Genomic DNA, 19,411 nt, shown 5'->3' with positions numbered 1-19,411 from the left:
TAGTTAGTTCCGTTTTGCTGCCTCTTCTTGCTTTTTCAATTGCTGCTCTTGCCACCACCGACGCACCTCCTCTTTCGATTTTTTCGGTTCCAAGCCCTTTTCTTTTGCCAGTGTCAACAGCAAATCAAAAGCCTGCTCGAAATCGTTTTTTATTTTTCCGTCCAATACGGCATCTTTAATCTGCTCTTTGAGTTCCCCGATGATGCGCCCCGGTTTCAAGTCGAAGGTAAACATGATGCACTCACCGCTAATGACGGGCTGAAAGTTGCGAATGCGGTCGCGCTCTTCCACTTCCATGATTTTTTGTTCTACCTTATCGAAGTTCTTCAAAAAGCGCGCTACTTTGTTTTTATCTTTCGAGGTGATGTCGGCACGGCAAAGCAGCATCAAGTCTTCGAGATATTCGCCGGCATCGAAAAGCAAGCGGCGGATGGCAGAGTCGGTTACGGTCTCTTTAACCAAAGCAATAGGGCGCAAATGCAGACGCACCAAGGTTTCTACTTTCTTTAAGGGCTCCTTATTGGGCAAGCGCAGGCGCTTGAATATTTGCCGTGTCATTTTGGCCCCTACAACTTCATGCCCATGGAAGGTCCATCCTACTTTGGGGTCGAAAGCCTTGGTAGGCGCCTTGCCTATGTCGTGCAGCAGGGCAGCCCAACGCAACCAAAGGTCATCGCTTACTTTAGCTACATTGTCCAAGACCTTCAAGGTATGGTAAAAGTTATCTTTGTGCCCTTTGCCGTCGATCACTTCCACACCATGCAATGCCACCAATTCGGGCAAGATATACTCAAGCAAGCCTGCTGTGAAAAGCAGTTTAAAACCATAAGAAGGCAGCGGTGACAAGATGATTTTATTCAATTCTTCGGTAATACGCTCTTGCGATAATATCTTGATGCGCTCCTTGTTGCGTATGATGGCTTCGAATGTGTCGGGTTCTATATCGAACTGCAACTGAGAAGCGAAGCGTATGGCGCGCAGCATGCGCAAAGGGTCATCGGAAAAAGTGATGTCCGGGTCAAGGGGGGTGCGTATGATCCTACGCTTCATGTCTTTGAGTCCGTCGAAGGGGTCAATGAGCTCGCCCCAACGGGCTTGGTTCACACACACCGCCAAAGCATTGATGGTAAAATCGCGTCTCTTTTGGTCGTCTTCGAGTGTGCCGTTCTCTACGATGGGCTTGCGTGAGTCGGCACGGTAAGACTCCTTACGCGCGCCTACAAACTCTACCTGCCAGCCATCGAAATGAAACATGGCAGTGCCGAAGTTTTTATATACGTTTACTTTCAATTGGGGGCTAATGAGCGCGGCCGTCTTTTTTGCCAATTCAATGCCGCTGCCCACACATACAAAATCCACATCTTTGGTAGGGCGCCCCAACAGGCAGTCTCTCACATAACCGCCTACCACATAGGTTTCCACGCCCAGCTCGTCGGCTGCTTGTTGTACGTAGCGGAAGATAGGTTGCTCGCTCAGGTGCTTTTGAAAGTCAAAGTTAAAGTTATTGACAGTTGCCGGTCTCATTGTGTTCTACGGTTAAAATCGGGTGCCTTTCGCAAGGCACAAGCTCATGAGTAGCTACCACTCGATGCATGAAGTAACTACCACCCGGTGCAAAGTTACACAATTCAAACGGACTCCCTTTGCCCAATGGTTTGACAATCCTTGATTTTAGGCTTATCTTGGGAGGGCATTTGTTACCTATGTATCAATTCAATTGAACCTGTCAAGATATGGAACAACATAAGGGAAAGCTCTCTGCCCGCACCAAAGCAGAGAAATACGAATTGTTAAAAAAGAAAAACGAAGAAGCCCTTTTGGGCGGGGGCATAAAAAAAATAGAAAGCCAGCATAAAAAAGGGAAGCTCACGGCGCGCGAACGCCTGGAGCTGCTGCTTGACGAGGGCTCGTTCGAAGAGATAGGACGCTTTGTAATGCACCGCTGCAAAGATTTTGGCTTGGATAAAGAGTATTACTTGGGCGACGGGGTAGTGACCGGCTATGGTACCATCAATGGGCGCCCGGTTTACGTCTTCTCTCAAGATTTTACTGTTTTCGGTGGCTCGCTTTCCGAAGCCTATGCCGAAAAAATATGCCGTATTATGGATTTAGCCATGAAAAACGGCATACCGGTCATTGGCTTGAACGACTCGGGTGGCGCCCGCATTCAAGAAGGTGTGGTGTCGCTTGCCGGCTATGCCGATATCTTTTACCGTAACACACGTGCCTCGGGGGTGATTCCCCAAATTTCGGCCATCATGGGACCTTGCGCAGGGGGTGCAGTTTACTCGCCGGCCATTACCGACTTTATTTTGATGGTCGAAAAAACCTCCTATATGTTCGTGACCGGTCCCAACGTGGTAAAAACAGTGACTCATGAAGACGTGACGGCAGAAGAGTTGGGCGGTGCACAAACACACACCAGTAAAAGTGGGGTGGCTCACTTTGCCTGCCGCAATGAAGTAGAGTGCATCGAGCATATCAAAAAGCTATTGAGCTATATTCCGCAGAACTGCGAAGAAGACCCGCCGCGTCTGCCCTATACTCCACAAGACGAATTGCGCCCCAAACTGGATGACATAGTGCCCGACAACCCCAATCAGCCTTACGACATGCGCGAAGTGATTGAGGAGGTGGTCGATGCCGGCAGCTTCTTTGAAGTACATCAAAACTATGCCGAAAATATCGTGGTAGGTTTTGCCCGCTTGGCAGGGCGCAGCATAGGCATTGTTGCCAACCAGCCGGCGGTATTGGCAGGTGTGCTTGACATCAACGCCAGCGTGAAAGCAGCCCGCTTTGTGCGCTTCTGCGATGCTTTCAATATTCCGTTGCTGGTGTTTGAAGACGTGCCCGGCTTTTTGCCCGGTACCGACCAAGAGTGGAACGGCATCATCACCCACGGCGCCAAATTGCTTTATGCTTTTTGCGAAGCCACTGTGCCCCGCATTACTGTCATCACACGCAAAGCCTATGGCGGTGCCTACGACGTGATGAACTCCAAGCACATAGGGGCAGATATGAACTATGCTTGGCCCACTGCTGAAATCGCCGTGATGGGCGCCAAAGGCGCGGCCGAAATCATTTTCCGCAAGGAAATAGCCGCCGCCGAGGACCCGGAAGCCAAGTTGCAAGAAAAAATTCAAGAATATGAAGACAAGTTTGCCAATCCTTACCGGGCAGCACACCGTGGTTACATAGACGAGGTCATTATGCCTTCGCAAACCCGTCAGAAGTTGATTCGTGCTTTTGAAATGTTGGAAAACAAGGTAGAGAGCCTGCCCAAGAAAAAACATGGCAACATTCCTCTCTAATGAAAGAGCATTCAAGCAGGCTTGTTTTGAATATAAAAAGGGAGCTTTCGGGCTCCCTTTTATTTTTTTCTTGCTTCCGGCTTTTAGTAGTGTTCCAAGCGCTTCACAATACGCCCGTTTTCAATAAAACGCACTGCCTTGTATTTCCCCTTTGGAATGAGCACGATTAAAGGAATGGCAGCTTTCCACGGGATATTTTTTTCTGTAATGTATGCTTCATAAAAGAGGTTTACCTCCCCGTTTTCTACTTCCACTTTCTGTGGACGTAAGAACCAGTAATCATAACCGTTTTTAATGAGTGCAATGGCATCGTATCGATTAAAATCGACACGTGTTACCTTCTTGGGGTAGTGCCCCGGATAGGGCTCAAAAACACTTGCCCACTCCGCTTCGCTTTTGATGGTATAGAAAAGCATGGTCAAGTCCGTATCTGGTCCGACAAATACATACCCCCGCACCGGTTCGAACTCTACCAGCGACCTGCCGCTATAGGTCCATGAAAACAACTGAATGAACGAAAAGCACAGAAGTAGTTTTGCCATAGCCATCTGATTTTCATACGCTACCTAAAAATAAAGGATTCCGGCTTGCCATGCCACACCATAAAAGCCTACTTTCTCACAGTGTAATACAAGCAAAAAAAGTGCAAAAAAATAAGCGGCCATATAGCCGCTTATCAAAATTTTATACTAAAAAGAAACTTTTGTTTACATATTATTTACAATTTCTTCGCCAAACTCAGAACATTTCAAGAGTGTAGCCCCTTCCATTAAACGGTGGAAGTCATAGGTCACGCGTTTTTTGGAGATGGCTCCGGTCATTCCCTTATAAATGAGGTCGGCGGCTTCGGTCCAACCGAAATATTCGAGCATCATAGCCCCCGACAAAATCACTGAGCTGGGGTTTACTTTATCTTGTCCGGCGTATTTAGGCGCTGTACCATGGGTAGCCTCGAAGATGGCAGCACCGGTATCGTAGTTGATGTTTGCACCGGGCGCAATGCCTATACCGCCCACAATGGCAGCCAAGGCATCGGAAATATAGTCGCCGTTCAAATTCAATGTGGCAATAACAGAATATTCTGCGGGACGCAACAAAATTTGCTGCAGGAATGCATCGGCAATCACATCCTTGATAATGACCTGATGACCATCTTTTTCAATAATTTGCCAAGGACCTCCTTCGTAGTCTTTTGCACCAAATTCGCGTTTTGCCAAGGCATATCCCCAGTCACGGAAAGCCCCTTCGGTAAACTTCATGATATTACCTTTATGCACAAGGGTCACCGAAGGCTTTTTGTATTGAAAAGCATAATTGATGGCTGCACGCACCAAGCGCTCGGTTCCCTCACGAGAAACCGGCTTTATGCCAATGCCTGAGGTTTCCGGGAAGCGAATCTTTTTATAACGCTCGGGGAAAGCATCCTTCAACAATCCCAAAAACTTTTTCACGTCTTCGGTGCCTTCCTGAAACTCTATGCCCGCGTAAATATCCTCTGTATTTTCACGGAAAACCACCATATCGCAGAGTTCCGGGTGCTTTACGGGCGAAGGCACGCCTTCAAACCAACGCACCGGACGCACACAGGCGTACAAATCCAACTCTTGGCGCAGCGCCACGTTGAGAGAACGAATGCCACCGCCTACGGGAGTAGTCAAAGGACCTTTGATACCTACCAAATATTCTTTAAACGTTTGAAGGGTTTCTTCCGGCAACCAAGAGCCTACGGTGTTAAAAGCCTTTTCGCCTGCCAGCACTTCTTTCCACACAATGCGTCGTTTGCCACCATATGCTTTTTCTACTGCTGCATCAATCACACGTTGAGCCGCAGGCCAAATATCAACACCGGTACCGTCGCCTTCAATAAAAGGAACAACCGGATTATCAGGCACATTGAGTTTACCGTTCTGGATAGTAATTTTTTCTCCACTCATAGATAGGAAGTTGTTTTTGTTTAACCGTAAAAATTAAGAAAGTGCCCAATTTATAAATTCCTCGTCTATTTTCACATACTGCACGGGACAGAAGAGACGTGGCATTGCTTGGCTTAGCTTGTTGGCTAAGGCGCGCACCTTTTCCGGTTTGTTACGTTTATTCGGGCTGGTCAAGGTTTTCAATATTTTCAAGAAGCCCACTTCATAGGGGCAGTTCTCTTTGCCGTGCAAGCGTATTTGCCGTTGAATGCTGCTTGCCAACTGATTGAACAGCTCGATATCGTGTAGCATGCAATATTGCAGCGCCAGCAGCAGCTTCACATTCATATGCACGAAAGGATATTTCTTCAAAGATACATCGTTGAGCAGGTCATTCAGCCACTTGGCTGCTTCTTTGAACTCTTTTACGTAATAACAGCTCAAAGCCCGGTAGCAAACGTAGCTCACATAAGTGGGCAAGTCGTTCTTATCGGGTTCGAAGTCGTAAAAGAGTGCTTCGTTTTCCGGATAAATATCTTGCTCCGAGCCCATGCGCAAGTGGCGCTCTATTTTGGTATAAAGAAAGCGTGCGGGGAAAGTATAAAGCGGATAGTTTGTTAACAGGCTGGACAAGGAATCGTTTACTTCATCGAAGTAATCTTCTACCTTGCGATATACTTTATAATGGTTATAGTATTCCAAACGCAGGAATTCGAATACTATCTGCAGGTGATAGTAAATGGGGTCCACGTTGTACATGGAGAAGACTTCCGAAGCACGTTGCAGCATGTCTTCTATGGGCTCGTCGTCCATGCTTTCTTCCGCCTCCACAAACAAGCGATGGAAGATATCCACACAAGCCTTGTACACGTAAAGCCGGTGTGACTCATAGAGCTTGGCGGTGCTCAGCAGCTCTTTGCGCATGAGCGTCAGCTCCAGCTTGTCGGTTTCATCTTGGGTAAAGAAGTAATCGCCATATTTTTTGAAATACTCGGTAATGAGCATCTCGGCTTTATCTACCGAAAGCATGTAAGCCACGTGACGGTTGTAAAGCTGCGAATAGTTGTAGTATTGCTCGGGCTGGTGAACATGTAAGCGTTTGAGGGTTTTATATACAATCGTCAGCTCATTTGACAGGTCGAAGTCCTTCAGCTCTTTTTCAAGCTTTTTGAGGGTGGCAATGATGATAGGACGCTTTTTGGTGAATACCACTTCGGTAATGTTTGCCACCTTTTTTAACAAGTCCGTGCGCGGGCTTTCAATCTGCTCAAGCAGGTATTCTTCAATCTTTTGATTCAGACGTGAGCGCAATGTATAGTACGCATTGGAGTTCACGTCCAACTCCTCCATGATTTTGGAATCGGGGAGCTTGTTCTGGTATAAAAATTTAAGCAGATAGGCAGACTTCTCCGCGCTGCTTTCCATCAGAGAATTGTAAATATTTTCAAAATCCTCCTTTGAAAGTTGTTTAATTATATTCTTCAGCTTTGCCATGGGTCATCAGTTTTCTAATGGGGGTTTGAGCTGTTCAATATTAGAAAAATGTTGAAAACTCTCAAAGAACGGAAAGGTTTGTTTGCCAAAATTTTTTCAAAAAAAGACCAACTTTGCAAAAAAGAAATAAAAAAAGTAATTGCATGTTACTACATAGAGCTGTTTTTCTTGATCGAGACGGGGTCCTGAATCGCGAACGGGGTGAGTACACCTATCGTCCTGAAGATTTCGACATCTTGCCCGGCGTTTGTGAAAGTTTGCACAAGCTACAAGGCGCAGGCTTCCGGCTTATCGTAGTGACCAACCAAGGAGGCATTAGCAAAGGGCTTTACGACACCGCGGACGTCTTGCGCTGCCATCATTATCTTATGCAGCAATGTGGCATTACGCTCGACGATTTGTTTTTTGCGCCCATACACCCTTCTGTCAGCCGCTCGCTGGCATTCAAGCCGCACAGCCTGATGCTGGAAAGAGCCATTGCCTTGCATCGTATATGTGCTGCACGGTCTTGGATGGTGGGCGACAGCATCCGGGATATAGAAGCCGCTCAAAAAGTAGGCTTGCGCACCATTTTCATTAAAGACAAAAAAGAATCTGCCTGCGAATCAGCAGACTATGTTGCTCATTCACTGGCAGAGGCAAGCGAAATCATATTGAGCGTACCGGAAAGAAGAGATTAAAAGGCGCTTCACTTTAAGAGCGCACCTCCTGCTTGGCGGTCTTCGTATCTTTAATGTAAGTAGGGCAAGTATAACGTTTTGCACAGGAGGAAAGCCCCAACAGCCCGGCAAGAAGCAAAAAAGCAACGAACTTCTTCATAACACTTTCTGATTTTTTTTACACAAACGGAATACGAGGTATTAAGTTACAAAAATCGCGCCTAATTAGGAAGTATATCCCAACAAACGCAGCATAGATTCACTGCTTTGCTCAGGCGCAAACAGACGGGAGCGCACTTTTCCCTGCTCGTCTCTGTCAACAATGACATGCTGGGGCGCCGGCACCAGGCAATGCTGAATGCCCCCATAGCCGCCCAACGACTCTTGATAAGCACCGGTATGGAAAAAGCCTATATACAAAGGTTCATCCTCATTTTCGATAACCGGCAAGAACACTTCGGAGCTGTGCGCTTCGGAGTTGTAGTAGTCCAGGCTGTCGCAGGTCAGGCCGCCAAGGTTTACTTTATGGAAAGGCTTGTCCCAATGGTTCAGGGGCAACAAAATAAATTTTTGGTTGATGCCCCATACATCGGGCAGGTGCGTAATGAAAGAGCCGTCAATCATATACCACAGCTCTTTGTCGTTTTGCAACTTTTGGTCAATGATTTTGTACAAAACAGCACCGCTTTCACCTACGGTAAAAGAGCCGAACTCGGTAAATATGTTGGGCACGGGCACATGATTTTTCTCGCATATCCATTTAATGTTGGATACAATTTGTTCAATCATGTACTCGTAATCATATTCAAACTGCAGAGAGTTCTTAATGGGAAAACCACCACCTATATCCACGGTGTCCAGGTCGGGGCATACCTTTTTCAGCTCGCAGTATTTATACATAAAGCGGCTCAGCTCACTCCAGTAATACGCGGTATCTTTAATGCCCGTGTTAATGAAAAAGTGTAGCATCTTGAGTTTAAACTTCGGGTGGTGCGCAATGCGCTCACGATAGAGGCGGTCAATGTCGCTATAACGCACGCCCAAACGGGAAGTGTAAAACTCAAAATTCGGCTCTTCGTCGGCAGCAATGCGGATGCCCAACTTCACTTCTTTTACATCCACATCTTCGTAAGCATCTATTTCCTTCAAATTATCCAATACCGGAATGCAGTTTTCGAAACCGGCTTCCAGCAACTCGCGGATATACTGTGTGTATAGCGGCCGTTTGTAGCCGTTGCATACAATGTAACGGTCTTTGCCGAAAAGTCCTTTGCGGTGAACGCTCCAAATGATAGGAATATCGTAGGCAGAAGACGTTTCAAGATGTATATCGTTCTTTAAAGCTTCTTCTATCACAAAAGAGAAGTGCGACGACTTCGTGCAGTAACAGTAGGTGTAATTCCCGGAATATTTATACTTTTTAATGGCATTATTAAATAACCTTTTACTTTCTTGAATCTTTTCACTAATTTTCGGCAAATAAGTCAGCTTGGTAGGCGTGCCGTAGGTGCTTACCAGCTCCATTAAAGGCACTTCGTTAAACAGCAGTTCATCGTCTTCAACCCGAAACTCTTGGGTGGGAAAGTAAAAGGTCTGTTCAATCAGTTCACGGTATGTTTTCATTGCACGTTATTAGTTATTTGCCACTCATTCAGAGACACGAATTTAGCTAAATTCTGAAAAGTAAAACGCTTTTGTTTCTGTAAATACTCATTTCATTTGAGTAGTACCTTATTTTTTCTTTTCAGATATGTAGCAAGCTCATAAAAAAACAACATAGTTATGGAACGCAAAGTAAATATAGTAGGTGTACCTTCGGAAATAGGGGCAGGCACACGGGGTGCCAGCTTGGGCATAGAGGCATTGAAGGTCGTGGGCTGGACTCAACACAATCCTTTGTTTAAACATTATCCTATCCAATACGTTCCCCATGAAAACGATGTGCTCTATGACGAAAGCCCTTATCGTCATGCACATTATATCGACGCCTATACACGCATTGCCCATGGTATCAGCCGTGAAATAGAGAAATCGTTGCGCACCTATACCCGCAATGTAGTGTTGGCAGGTGACCACTCTACGGCTGCCGCCACCATCTTTGCTTTGATGCGCGCCTATCCCGGCAAGCGCCTGGGCGTAGTGTGGATCGATGCCCATGCCGACCTGCATTCGCCTTATACGACCCCTTCCGGAAACATGCACGGCATGCCCCTGGCATTGGCACTGGGCGAAGACAACCTGGCCTGCAAGCGCAATGCCCCGCAAGCAGAAACCATTGAATGCTGGAACAAATTAAAAGACTTGGCCGGCGGCAAACACATACTGCCCGAAGACATTGTATTTATCGGGCTGCGCAGCTTCGAGCCGGAAGAAGCCTTCCTTATTGAAAGGAATCATATTCCACACATATCGGTAGAAGACGTGCGCCGTCATGGGGCAGCACACACCGTGAACCAGGCACTTCAATACCTGGAAAACTGCGATATTGTTTACGTATCTTTTGATGTGGATAGTATGGACAGCGCCATTTCAAAGGGCACCGGCACCCCCGTAGCCAACGGACTGACCGCAGAAGAAGCCCAAGAAATCAACCGTTTGTTGTGCGAAAATGAAAAAGTAGTTTGCTGGGAAATGGTGGAAATCAACCCCACCTTGGATGACAAAGGCAACCGCATGGCAGAAGTAGCCTTCGGCATTTTACAAACGGCCATACAAGCACTGGAAAAAGCAGCGGCGGCGGTGCTTAGTTGATGCCGCCACCGCTGCATGCTTTTTCAAGGCTGTCTTTCAAAGATGAAAGGCAGCTTTTTTTTGCCTTTCATCTGAAACATAAGCCTTTTTCTTACTCTCACTCAACTTTTGCTTACCTTTGTACATAAAATACAAAAGGCTGTGAGTTCACCTAACTTCATTGATTACGTTAAGATATGCTTCCGCTCCGGTAAAGGCGGGGCAGGAGCCGTGCATTTCCATCGCGAAAAGTTCATCAATAAGGGCGGTCCTGATGGAGGCGACGGTGGACGCGGTGGGCATATCATCTTGCGTGGCAACGCGCAACTGTGGACGCTTCTGCATTTGAAATACCGCAAACATATACGTGCCGAAAACGGACAGCCCGGTGCGGGAAACAACAAAACAGGGGCCAGTGGTAAAGACGAAATCATAGAAGTACCTTTGGGCACCATCGCACGCGATGCGGAAACCGGTGAAATACTGCTTGAAATCACCGAAGACGGCGAAGAAAAAATATTGTTGCCCGGCGGGCGTGGTGGCTTGGGCAACCAACACTTCAAATCATCGACACGCCAAACCCCACGCTACGCCCAACCCGGTGAGCCGGGCATTGAAAAATGGATTATCCTGGAGCTGAAACTGCTGGCTGATGTGGGCTTGGTGGGCTTCCCGAATGCGGGCAAATCTACCCTGCTTTCGGCTGTCTCGGCGGCCAAACCCGAAATTGCAGACTATCCGTTTACCACCCTCACCCCCAACCTGGGCGTAGTGCCTTACCGCGACTACCAGTCGTTTGTCATGGCCGACATTCCGGGCATTATTGAGGGCGCTGCCGAAGGCAAGGGCTTGGGTATTCGCTTCTTGCGCCACATTGAACGCAACTCGCTTTTGCTTTTCTTGGTGCCTGCCGATGCCCAAGACATAGTAGCCGAGTACCATACTTTGCTCAAAGAATTGGAAAAATACAATCCTGAGTTGTTGGACAAGCGACGCATATTGGCAATTTCTAAATCCGACATGCTGGACGACGAGCTGGAAGAAGAAATACGCCAAACACTCCCTACCGATATTCCGTCTATTTTCATATCTTCGATAACAGGCAAAAATCTGCAACTACTCAAAGACATTATTTGGAAACAATTACATTCTTAACATATGAGTCGCAAAAGCATTCTTTTACTCAACTGCCGGGCTATCAATGAAGGTAGTATTTTTGAAACAGATGTTTTCGTAAAGAACGGACGCATCGAACGCATCGACGACAACCTCAGCCACTTACAAGCCGATATGGTCATTGATGCCGCCGGCAAGTTTCTCATGCCGGGCGTTATTGACGACCAAGTGCATTTTCGTGAACCCGGGCTCACTCATAAAGCCGAAATATATACCGAAGCCAAAGCGGCCGTTGCCGGCGGCGTAACCACCTTCATGGAAATGCCCAATACCAAGCCGCCCACTCTTACCCAAGAGCTGCTCGAAGAAAAATACCAAATAGCGGCACGCCGTTCGCTGGCCAACTATTCCTTTTACATGGGGGCTTCGAACGATAACCTCGACGAGGTACTGCGCACCGACCCCAAGCGTGTATGCGGCATTAAAGTATTTATGGGCAGCTCCACGGGCAATATGCTGGTAGATGATTACCACACATTGGAAAACCTGTTTAAAGAAGCGCCCCTATTGATTGCTACCCACTGTGAAGACGAAGCCACCATACGTGCCAACATGGCTGCTTACCGTGAGAAGTACGGCGAAAACCCACCGGCTTCCATCCACCCCGAAATTCGCAATGTGGAAGCCTGCCTTAAGTCTTCGCGCATGGCAGTAGAGCTGGCAAAGAAATACAATACCCGTCTTCATATTTTACATATATCTACCGGCGACGAGGTCTTCCTTTTTGATAACCAAACGCCACTGCGCGAAAAGCGCATCACCGCAGAGGTCTGTGTGCATCATCTGTGGTTTTCAAAAGACGACTACGAGCCGATGGGCAATCTCATCAAATGCAACCCGGCTATTAAAGAAGCCAAACACCGGGAGGCATTGTGGACTGCCCTCCACGAAGACTACTTCGATGTGATAGCCACTGACCATGCCCCACACACATGGGAAGAAAAGCAGCGCTCTTACTGGGAAGCCCCCTCCGGCTTGCCTTTGGTGCAACACTCCCTGCTGATTATGCTGCACTTTGCCCGCCAAGACTGGATTACACTGCCCAAGATAGTAGAAAAGATGTGCCATGCCCCTGCCACTTGCTTCAACATTAGCGAGCGGGGCTTCTTGCGTGAAGGCTACTGGGCAGACCTTGTACTCTTCGACATGAACGCGCCTTTTACCATCGAAAAAGAAAACATACATTATAAATGTGGCTGGTCGCCACTGGAAGGCTTTACCTTCCCGGCTACCATCACACACACCATTGTTTCGGGACACCTGGCCTATGCCAACGGGCAATTCGACGAATCCATCACCGGTGAAAGACTCCTGTTTGACCGTGACTAAGTGTCTTGGCACCATATTGTCTTTGCTGTTGTTCCTGCAGGCCTCTTGCTTGCTTGCCCAAAGCAAGCAAGAGCTGGAGCGGCGGCGTCTCGAGCAACTCAAGCGAATAGAAGAAGCCAACCGCATCCTACGGGAAACCAGCCAGGAGAAAGGCATCAGCTTGGGCCGGCTGAACGCCATCAACGCAGCCATACGCAATCGCGAAGAGCTGATTCGCAACACCCGTAAAGAAATACAATACCTGAACCGTAATATTAGCGAAACCGAAATGATCATATCGGCGCTGGAGCGTGACCTCGCCGACATGAAGAAAGAATACGCCCACCTGATTTATCAGGCATCCAAAATTCACTCGTCTTACAATAAACTGACCTTTCTCTTCTCTTCCAACTCCTTCAATCAGTTCTTCCGGCGCTTGAATTATCTGCGTCAGTATTCCAACATACGCGCCATTCAGTTTGAAGAAATAGCCAAAACCAAACAAATGCTGGAGGCAGAGAACCGGCGGGTTACCCAACAACGCAAAGAAAAAGAGCAAGCGCTACGCCTCCTGGAACAAGAAACGGAAAAGCTCAATAAACTCAGAGAAGAGAAAGACAAAGCCATCGAAGCATTGAACAAGCGCGAGCGGGAACTCCGTGCCAAGCTACAAGAAGAACAGAGGGCACTGGCACAGCTCGAAGAGATGATTGTAGCTGCAGTAAAAGAAGAAATCAAAAAAAGCGGCGACAGCGAAGGCAAAAAGATGGTATTGACGCCGGAAGGCGCTGCCGTAGCCAAATCGTTTGAAGCCAACCGGGGCAAGCTGCCATGGCCTGTGAAAGTAGGCTTCGTTGCCCAACCATTCGGCATTAGTGAACACCCCGTATTGGAAAAAATATACGTCAACAACTATGGCGTAAAAATTCAAACACAAAGGGGCGAAAGTGTGTATGCCGTTTTTGGCGGCAAAGTGGAAAAAGTGTTCACCGTACCCGGGCACGGCTATGCCGTGATGATAAGCCATGGAAACTACTTTACCAGCTACAGCAATTTGTCGCAAGTGTTGGTAAAAGACGGGCAAGAGGTGCAAACAGGGCAAAAACTGGGCACAGCCCTCACTGACCACGACGGCGTTACGACCATTCAGTTCTACGTTTATAAAAACCAAACGCCGCTCAATCCCGAAGAGTGGCTGGCTAAAAAATAACTTTCATCGATTGCTCTAACTTAAAACTGCAAGCTTATGTCTGTACATTCACAAGTGAAACGCGTCACCACCCACACGCTTCAAGCCATGAAGCAAAACGGGGAAAAAATAAGCATGCTTACTGCCTACGATTACTCCTTGGCAAAGCTGGTAGATGCTGCCGGTATCGATGTCATTCTGGTGGGCGACTCTGCCTCCAATGTGATGGCAGGACACGAAACCACCCTCCCCATCACACTTGACCAAATGATTTACCACGCATCGTCGGTGGTGCGTGCCGCCAAGCGTGCATTGGTGGTGGTCGATATGCCTTTTGGCTCTTACCAAGGGAACTCCTCCGAAGCCTTGCGCTCTGCCATCCGCATCATGAAAGAGTCCGGTGGGCATGCCATCAAGATGGAGGGTGGTTCGGAAATCAAAGAATCGGTCGTGCGCATTCTGAGTGCCGGCATTCCTGTGATGGGGCATTTGGGGCTTACCCCCCAATCGATTTATAAATTTGGCACTTACAGCGTGCGCGCCAAAGAAGAAGCCGAAGCACAAAAACTCATAGAAGATGCACTCATGCTTCAGGAGTGCGGCTGTTTTGCCATCGTGCTGGAAAAGGTGCCCCGCCAACTGGCTGCACGTGTAGCCAAACAACTGCATATCCCGGTTATTGGCATTGGTGCCGGTCCCGATGTAGATGGGCAGGTGCTGGTGCTGCACGACATGCTGGGCATCAACAAAGACTTCAACCCGCGCTTTTTGCGCCGCTATGCCGACCTGCACACCATCATCACCGAAGCAGTAGGGCAATACATCAAGGATGTGAAAGCGGTCGATTTTCCCAACGAATCGGAAAGTTATTGATTGCCGTTGCTTGCTTTTAAGCCGGAAGGGCTGTCATGCCGGCAGTCCTTTTGGCTTTCCATCACAAGCCGCTTAGTCCACTTCAAAAGTCAAGCGCATGGTAATGCTGGCCGTCTTCATTTTAGACGAAGTATTGAAAGCCCCACCCCACGAATAGTCTTCATTGCTGTTTTGTGCCGTAATTTGAAACACTCCCATACGGGCACCTTTCAACTTGCCCAAAGAAGCACCTGCTTCCTGCGCTATTTTTTCGGCACGCAGGCGGGCGTCTTTCGTAGCTTCGGCTATCATCTGAATTTTCAGTTCCGATAACTTCGTATAGTAATACTCCGGCTCGTAAGATACGACCTCCAGCCCACGTTGTATCAAGCCCGTAATATTGCGCATGATGTCTTCTACCGCATCTACCCGTTTCGACTCAATGGTAAGTGTCTGCGACAACACATAGCCATTAAAGGTAGAATACTGCCTGCCACGGTCATCATAGCTGTAAACGAAATCTTTGCTGATGGCTATAGGCGAAAAAACGAACTCTTCCTTTTTTACGGCTTGCTCTTGTAAAAAAGCCATCACCAATGCCCGGTCTTCATCCAGCAAGGCATAAGCCTCTTTGATAGTAGGCGCTTTACGCGAAAACGACGCCCGCCACACGATTAAATCGGACTTGAAATCCTTGCTGCCCAAGCCAATCACCTCTATGGTATCTTGGTGGGCATAGCGATTCAGGTAAGTATAAGACAAAATAAGCGCCGACACCACGGCAGCAACGCCTATTGCCAAGGCAGGAGGGAGGTAACGCATGTGATAGACCGGTTAAAAGGGTGTTTGTTTCGCTGACAAGACAAGGTACAAAAAAGATGTGTAACAGGGAGATGAGGCAAATAGGTTTTCAAATGATTTTTTTACAAAAAAATAACAAAGTGAAAAATTGTAAAAAATGATTTTTTTATTACACTTGCATTATCAAACCAAAAATCAAAATACAAAATGAAACACAAATTCCACCATCTATGGAAAATGGGGGGGGGTAATTTATATCCTCCTTCTCTATGGTTGTGGTCTCCGGCAGACGCCTGAACTGCTGCCGCAAAACCAAGTGGCTTATTACGTAAAGCTGGCGCAAGAAGCCTTGCCACCGGCCCCTTGGGCACACAACCCACTACCCGACGGAGTACCTCTTTACCACTCCCTGTTGCCGGCAGAGGAAAAGGAAAAATTGGAAAGTTACTTTTATCCTCAATGGCAGCAGGCAGAGCTTTACTACAATCAAGCAGGAAATGCTGTACTGCTGGTACCCTTGCACAGACCTCTGAGTGTGTTTTACTTCACAGCCTTCCGCCGGCGCTTACGTGTGGAGTTTGACCGGCACAAGCAAATCGTCAGCACCCACATTGTAGAGCTGGCAACCGACAAAGAAACTTTAATCAATCAAGGCAACCGTTTGCTCATAGAGGCAAGCAGTTACACCGGAGCCTTTACCGGCAGCTTATTTTTGTATGACATGAACTACCACCTATTACAGAAACTTGAAGGAAAACCTCATGGCAAGTTTAGCGAAGAAAAAGCATATCAAATAGTGAGAAATATCACAACAGATGATCCCGGTGATCCCGGATGCATTGCTACAGTTACATGTAATGGAACCACTTGGTGTAAAATAAGTGAATCCGGTACATGGATAAGCTCAAAAGGAGTGGTCGAGATAGCTTCTCCTGATTCAGATCCTTGCAACAACAACGGTGGCGGTGGTGCAAGCGGGAGCGCCGGGGGGAGCACCGGTGGTGGTTCCGGCGGCTACTATGGCGGTAATTGGGGCGGCATCTTCATTGGCGGGGGTTCCGGCGGGGGCTCCGGCAGCGGTACCCCCGGCTGGCAAGATGGCATTGAGGTGCCTCCTATGGACCCCGGCGACACTCACCCTCAAATTCCCCCTATTAAAAACCCGGACAACCCCCTGCCCGGCAATCCCGTTGACTTCGGACCTTTCACCCCCACCGAAGCCTTCCTGAACAAACCGGGCTTGCAAGCACTATGGCAGCAAATGATGGAAGTGCCGGAGTTTCAAGCGTTGATTCACGATTTGGAAAGCGATTACATCACTTATAAGTTAGACATTGCCTCTCATCCTGAACAACCACAAAATGGTGAAAAATTGGGGGGATTTACACAGGTTAGCTTTAAAAATGGAAAATGGGAAATAACCGTAGCCCTTACCCCTGAACTGTTTACCCCTCAACCCACAAAAGCCTTGGTGGCACATTCTATTGTTCACGAAGCAGCCCATGCAAAAATATTCAAAGATTTTATTGAAGCTACCAACGGACAATCAGCGGATGATCCTTCCCTGCTGCCTGACAACCACTATTTAAAAAATGCCTATCAAACATACGACCCAAGTAATTTTTCCGAGTATGAGGATATTGAGTCTAATACACGCAGCCATGTACACCATTGCTTGATTGCGCTGCAATACCGCGATTTAATGGCACAGGTCATGTGGGTAATAGATGAAGATAACGGGCAAAGATCGCCCAACTATCCTAATCCACTTACTATGCAAGACTACCTTTTAGCCGCTTGGGCGGGGCTGCACCATACCGCCCTGTTTATGATGGAAGTAAAACAATCGCAAGACACTTATGATTGGTATCAAGGTGCTATTCAATTTATCTTATACTATTCTAATGTCAAACTTTAAAAAAAATCGAATAAGTCATGAAACGCTTGTTATTTATTTTACTTGTGTTATGCAAGATGAGCATGGCACATGCCCAAGACAACGCCCCGCTATACATGCTCTTGGAAGACATACCCGGACAGCCTGCCAGGCTGTATAAGAACAATACTCTCTACTTAGCACTCAATGAACCCGGTCCTTTTGGGGATTCGTTGAGAATCCTCCATTCTTTTACGTTTCAAATCAAAAGCTATCCCGGCAAAACAGGTTTAGGAAGTACCGATGCAGTATTTACTACCGCATTTGATGCCCGCCTGCGCGGGAAAAAACCCAATATGCACCGGGAAGTACCACTTTCCGAACTCGATAACCTGCCGGTCATGTCCCCGGCTGAGCTGGCTCAATTAATATTGAGCGATTATAACGGAGACAGAATACTACAAGACCATATGTGTGCTTTCTTTTTCAAATGCCAAAAAAACAACAGGCCCCTCTTCGTAGTCGAAAAACTGCAAGACAAAGCGGTGATTTATCGCGTAGAATTTATTTCTGTATTCTGCATAAAGCTATAAATAGAAAAAGATATACGCCCCCTTCATCCTGCCGCCCCTCACCGGGCGGCTTTTTTGTTAAGATATCTCCTGTCCTGTATTTATCTCCAAGTAAAGCTTTGTGCAAAGAATAATATCAGCCTGCTGCCTGCAAAAGTACTCATTTTGTATTTTCGGGAAATATATGACTCCCCTGATGATAAAAAGAGAATTGAATTCATTAAAGCCAACATATACCACTCTGAACCTCCTTTCAATGTCATTTACAAAAACAAATACAGAATAGCCCTATGAAGACCCTCAAAAAATTATTACTACTCTGCTTCCTGTGTGTCATCGCTCAACACACACAGGCACAACGGTTCAGCCTGCGGGACAATCAACAAAAAACAGGTGATACCCTCTATCTCCGTCTCACCGGTAAAAAAAACGGCATATCTTTTAGCGATAAGATTCAACGCATTTGGCACCTGCGGGAGCCGGGCGAAATGGGGGATTCGCTCTTTATTTATTATCAAGTATCCATAGTTATATACAAAAACAAGCCTGACATTCCCCATGCCCAATTTCATGCGCTATTCACTCCCATAGACATCCGCATTATCAACCGCCGCAAAATGCCCTCGCACAAAGAGGTACCCCTCCAATACCTGCAAGGGCTGCAGATACTCAGCCCGGATGAGTTTCATGAGTTAATAGTACCTCTTCGCAAAAGAGAACTCAGCTACGGCTGTACTGTTTATCATTACCTGAAAAACAAAACCGTTTATGTCGTAGAGGAACTCCCGGACAAGGCCTACCTCTGGCTTGTGGTGCCAACTTATCCGGCAGATTGTATAAAGTTCTAAACCCCGCCGCCCCTCACCGGGCGGCTTTTTTAATAGATGGCAAGACAAAATGTCGTTATCCACTTACCATGCAAGACTACCTTTTAGCCGCTTGGAACGGGCTGCACCGTACTGCCTTGTTTATGGCGGAAGTACGGCAATCGCAAGAAACTCATGATTGGTATCAAGGTGTTTTTCCAGATATTATATATTATTCTAATGTCAAACTCTAAAAAATCAAATTAGCCATGAAACGGTTATTATTTATTTTACTTGTGTTATGCAAGATGAGCATGGCGCATGCCCAAGACAACGCCCCACTGTACATGCTCTTGGAAGACATACCCGGACAACCTGCCAGGCTGTATAAGGGCAACACTCTCTACTTAGCACTCAATGAACCCGGTCCTTTTGGGGATTCGTTGAAGATACTCTATGGTTTTACCTTTCAAATCAAAAACTATCACGGCAAAACGAGTTTAACAGGCCACGATGTAACATTTGACACCGCATTTGATGCCCGCCTGCGCGGGAAAAAACCCAATATGCACCGGGAGGTACCACTTTCCGAACTCGATAACCTGCCCGTGATGTCCCCGGCTGAACTGGCTCAATTAATATTGAGCGACTATAATGGAGACAGAATACTACAAGACCATATGTGTTCTTTCTTTCTCAAATGCCAAAGAGACAAAAGACCACT

18 protein-coding genes are annotated in these 19,411 nt (G+C 47.2%); 11 read left to right on the top strand and 7 right to left on the bottom strand.

Annotation, left to right across the window (positions count from 1 at the left end; genetic code table 11):
* Window positions 1-3: 3 nt before the first annotated feature.
* Window positions 4-1,524: a CCA tRNA nucleotidyltransferase gene (locus tag K384_RS00085; RefSeq protein ID WP_051632953.1), complete on the bottom strand. Its 1,521-nt coding sequence runs from the start codon at window positions 1,522-1,524 to the stop codon at window positions 4-6.
* Window positions 1,525-1,733: 209 nt separating this feature from the next.
* Here K384_RS00085 and K384_RS00080 point away from each other — a divergent pair, with 209 nt between their 5' ends.
* Window positions 1,734-3,311 (top strand): acyl-CoA carboxylase subunit beta, encoded by a 1,578-nt coding sequence (locus tag K384_RS00080; RefSeq protein ID WP_038028272.1) that lies wholly within the window; start codon window positions 1,734-1,736, stop codon window positions 3,309-3,311.
* 83 nt (window positions 3,312-3,394) lie between these two features.
* On the opposite strand, the gene K384_RS00075 is transcribed toward K384_RS00080, so the two are convergent.
* From K384_RS00075 to K384_RS00065, 3 genes are all read right to left on the bottom strand, one after another.
* On the bottom strand, window positions 3,395-3,853 hold the full coding sequence (locus K384_RS00075) for a hypothetical protein (protein ID WP_038028271.1): 459 nt from the start codon (window positions 3,851-3,853) through the stop codon (window positions 3,395-3,397).
* Between the two features lie 165 nt (window positions 3,854-4,018).
* Entirely contained in the window at window positions 4,019-5,245 is a 1,227-nt protein-coding gene (gene icd, locus K384_RS00070; protein ID WP_038028270.1) for an NADP-dependent isocitrate dehydrogenase, read from the bottom strand.
* A gap of 33 nt (window positions 5,246-5,278) precedes the next feature.
* On the bottom strand, window positions 5,279-6,649 hold the full coding sequence (locus K384_RS00065; protein ID WP_316928910.1) for a hypothetical protein: 1,371 nt from the start codon (window positions 6,647-6,649) through the stop codon (window positions 5,279-5,281).
* Window positions 6,650-6,861: 212 nt separating this feature from the next.
* Here K384_RS00065 and K384_RS00060 point away from each other — a divergent pair, with 212 nt between their 5' ends.
* Window positions 6,862-7,398: a D-glycero-alpha-D-manno-heptose-1,7-bisphosphate 7-phosphatase gene (locus K384_RS00060; protein WP_038028267.1), complete on the top strand. Its 537-nt coding sequence runs from the start codon at window positions 6,862-6,864 to the stop codon at window positions 7,396-7,398.
* A 13-nt stretch (window positions 7,399-7,411) separates the two neighbouring features.
* On the opposite strand, the gene K384_RS13965 is transcribed toward K384_RS00060, so the two are convergent.
* Window positions 7,412-7,537: a hypothetical protein gene (locus K384_RS13965; RefSeq protein ID WP_262509230.1), complete on the bottom strand. Its 126-nt coding sequence runs from the start codon at window positions 7,535-7,537 to the stop codon at window positions 7,412-7,414.
* A gap of 65 nt (window positions 7,538-7,602) precedes the next feature.
* Entirely contained in the window at window positions 7,603-9,000 is a 1,398-nt protein-coding gene (locus tag K384_RS00055) for a type III PLP-dependent enzyme domain-containing protein (protein ID WP_038028265.1), read from the bottom strand.
* Between the two features lie 159 nt (window positions 9,001-9,159).
* Between K384_RS00055 and K384_RS00050 the strand changes: the two genes are divergently transcribed.
* The 5 genes from K384_RS00050 to panB all read left to right on the top strand — a co-directional run bounded on the left by K384_RS00050 (window position 9,160) and on the right by panB (window position 14,653).
* A complete protein-coding gene (locus K384_RS00050) occupies window positions 9,160-10,128 on the top strand; it encodes an arginase (RefSeq protein ID WP_038028263.1) in 969 nt (322 codons plus the stop codon).
* Between the two features lie 141 nt (window positions 10,129-10,269).
* Window positions 10,270-11,262 (top strand): GTPase ObgE, encoded by a 993-nt coding sequence (gene obgE / locus K384_RS00045; protein WP_038028890.1) that lies wholly within the window; start codon window positions 10,270-10,272, stop codon window positions 11,260-11,262.
* A 3-nt stretch (window positions 11,263-11,265) separates the two neighbouring features.
* Window positions 11,266-12,612, top strand: coding sequence for a dihydroorotase (locus K384_RS00040; RefSeq protein ID WP_038028261.1), 1,347 nt, complete (start codon window positions 11,266-11,268; stop codon window positions 12,610-12,612).
* On the top strand, window positions 12,605-13,801 hold the full coding sequence (locus K384_RS00035) for a murein hydrolase activator EnvC family protein (protein ID WP_169737587.1): 1,197 nt from the start codon (window positions 12,605-12,607) through the stop codon (window positions 13,799-13,801). Before K384_RS00040 ends, K384_RS00035 begins: the two co-directional genes overlap by 8 nt.
* A 36-nt stretch (window positions 13,802-13,837) precedes the next feature.
* Window positions 13,838-14,653 (top strand): 3-methyl-2-oxobutanoate hydroxymethyltransferase, encoded by an 816-nt coding sequence (gene panB / locus K384_RS00030; protein WP_038028258.1) that lies wholly within the window; start codon window positions 13,838-13,840, stop codon window positions 14,651-14,653.
* A gap of 72 nt (window positions 14,654-14,725) precedes the next feature.
* Here panB and K384_RS00025 read toward each other — a convergent pair whose 3' ends face one another.
* A complete protein-coding gene (locus tag K384_RS00025; protein WP_038028254.1) occupies window positions 14,726-15,454 on the bottom strand; it encodes an SIMPL domain-containing protein in 729 nt (242 codons plus the stop codon).
* A gap of 295 nt (window positions 15,455-15,749) precedes the next feature.
* Between K384_RS00025 and K384_RS00020 the strand changes: the two genes are divergently transcribed.
* The 4 genes from K384_RS00020 to K384_RS00005 all read left to right on the top strand — a co-directional run.
* Window positions 15,750-17,351: a hypothetical protein gene (locus tag K384_RS00020; protein ID WP_038028252.1), complete on the top strand. Its 1,602-nt coding sequence runs from the start codon at window positions 15,750-15,752 to the stop codon at window positions 17,349-17,351.
* Between the two features lie 17 nt (window positions 17,352-17,368).
* On the top strand, window positions 17,369-17,902 hold the full coding sequence (locus tag K384_RS00015) for a hypothetical protein (protein WP_038028249.1): 534 nt from the start codon (window positions 17,369-17,371) through the stop codon (window positions 17,900-17,902).
* A 269-nt stretch (window positions 17,903-18,171) separates the two neighbouring features.
* On the top strand, window positions 18,172-18,729 hold the full coding sequence (locus K384_RS00010; RefSeq protein WP_038028248.1) for a hypothetical protein: 558 nt from the start codon (window positions 18,172-18,174) through the stop codon (window positions 18,727-18,729).
* A 227-nt stretch (window positions 18,730-18,956) separates the two neighbouring features.
* The coding region (locus tag K384_RS00005; protein ID WP_038028246.1) for a hypothetical protein at window positions 18,957-19,411 on the top strand (455 nt) is incomplete at its 3' end.

This window comes from Thermonema rossianum DSM 10300, from assembly GCF_000426825.1.
In the GTDB taxonomy this organism is placed as follows: Bacteria; Bacteroidota; Bacteroidia; order Cytophagales; family Thermonemataceae; genus Thermonema; species Thermonema rossianum.
This window is presented reverse-complemented; position numbering and strand designations above follow the sequence as displayed.

Bases quoted from the DNA above. Each gene is read 5' to 3' on its own strand.
- K384_RS00085 (WP_051632953.1), bottom strand. From the start codon at position 1,524: ATGAGACCGGCAACTGTCAATAACTTTAACTTTGACTTTCAAAAGCAC.
- K384_RS00080 (WP_038028272.1), top strand. From the start codon at position 1,734: ATGGAACAACATAAGGGAAAGCTCTCTGCCCGCACCAAAGCAGAGAAA.
- K384_RS00075 (WP_038028271.1), bottom strand. From the start codon at position 3,853: ATGGCAAAACTACTTCTGTGCTTTTCGTTCATTCAGTTGTTTTCATGG.
- icd (WP_038028270.1), bottom strand. From the start codon at position 5,245: ATGAGTGGAGAAAAAATTACTATCCAGAACGGTAAACTCAATGTGCCT.
- K384_RS00065 (WP_316928910.1), bottom strand. From the start codon at position 6,649: ATGGAAAGCAGCGCGGAGAAGTCTGCCTATCTGCTTAAATTTTTATAC.
- K384_RS00060 (WP_038028267.1), top strand. From the start codon at position 6,862: ATGTTACTACATAGAGCTGTTTTTCTTGATCGAGACGGGGTCCTGAAT.
- K384_RS13965 (WP_262509230.1), bottom strand. From the start codon at position 7,537: ATGAAGAAGTTCGTTGCTTTTTTGCTTCTTGCCGGGCTGTTGGGGCTT.
- K384_RS00055 (WP_038028265.1), bottom strand. From the start codon at position 9,000: ATGAAAACATACCGTGAACTGATTGAACAGACCTTTTACTTTCCCACC.
- K384_RS00050 (WP_038028263.1), top strand. From the start codon at position 9,160: ATGGAACGCAAAGTAAATATAGTAGGTGTACCTTCGGAAATAGGGGCA.
- K384_RS00040 (WP_038028261.1), top strand. From the start codon at position 11,266: ATGAGTCGCAAAAGCATTCTTTTACTCAACTGCCGGGCTATCAATGAA.
- panB (WP_038028258.1), top strand. From the start codon at position 13,838: ATGTCTGTACATTCACAAGTGAAACGCGTCACCACCCACACGCTTCAA.
- K384_RS00025 (WP_038028254.1), bottom strand. From the start codon at position 15,454: ATGCGTTACCTCCCTCCTGCCTTGGCAATAGGCGTTGCTGCCGTGGTG.
- K384_RS00015 (WP_038028249.1), top strand. From the start codon at position 17,369: ATGAAACGCTTGTTATTTATTTTACTTGTGTTATGCAAGATGAGCATG.
- K384_RS00010 (WP_038028248.1), top strand. From the start codon at position 18,172: ATGAAGACCCTCAAAAAATTATTACTACTCTGCTTCCTGTGTGTCATC.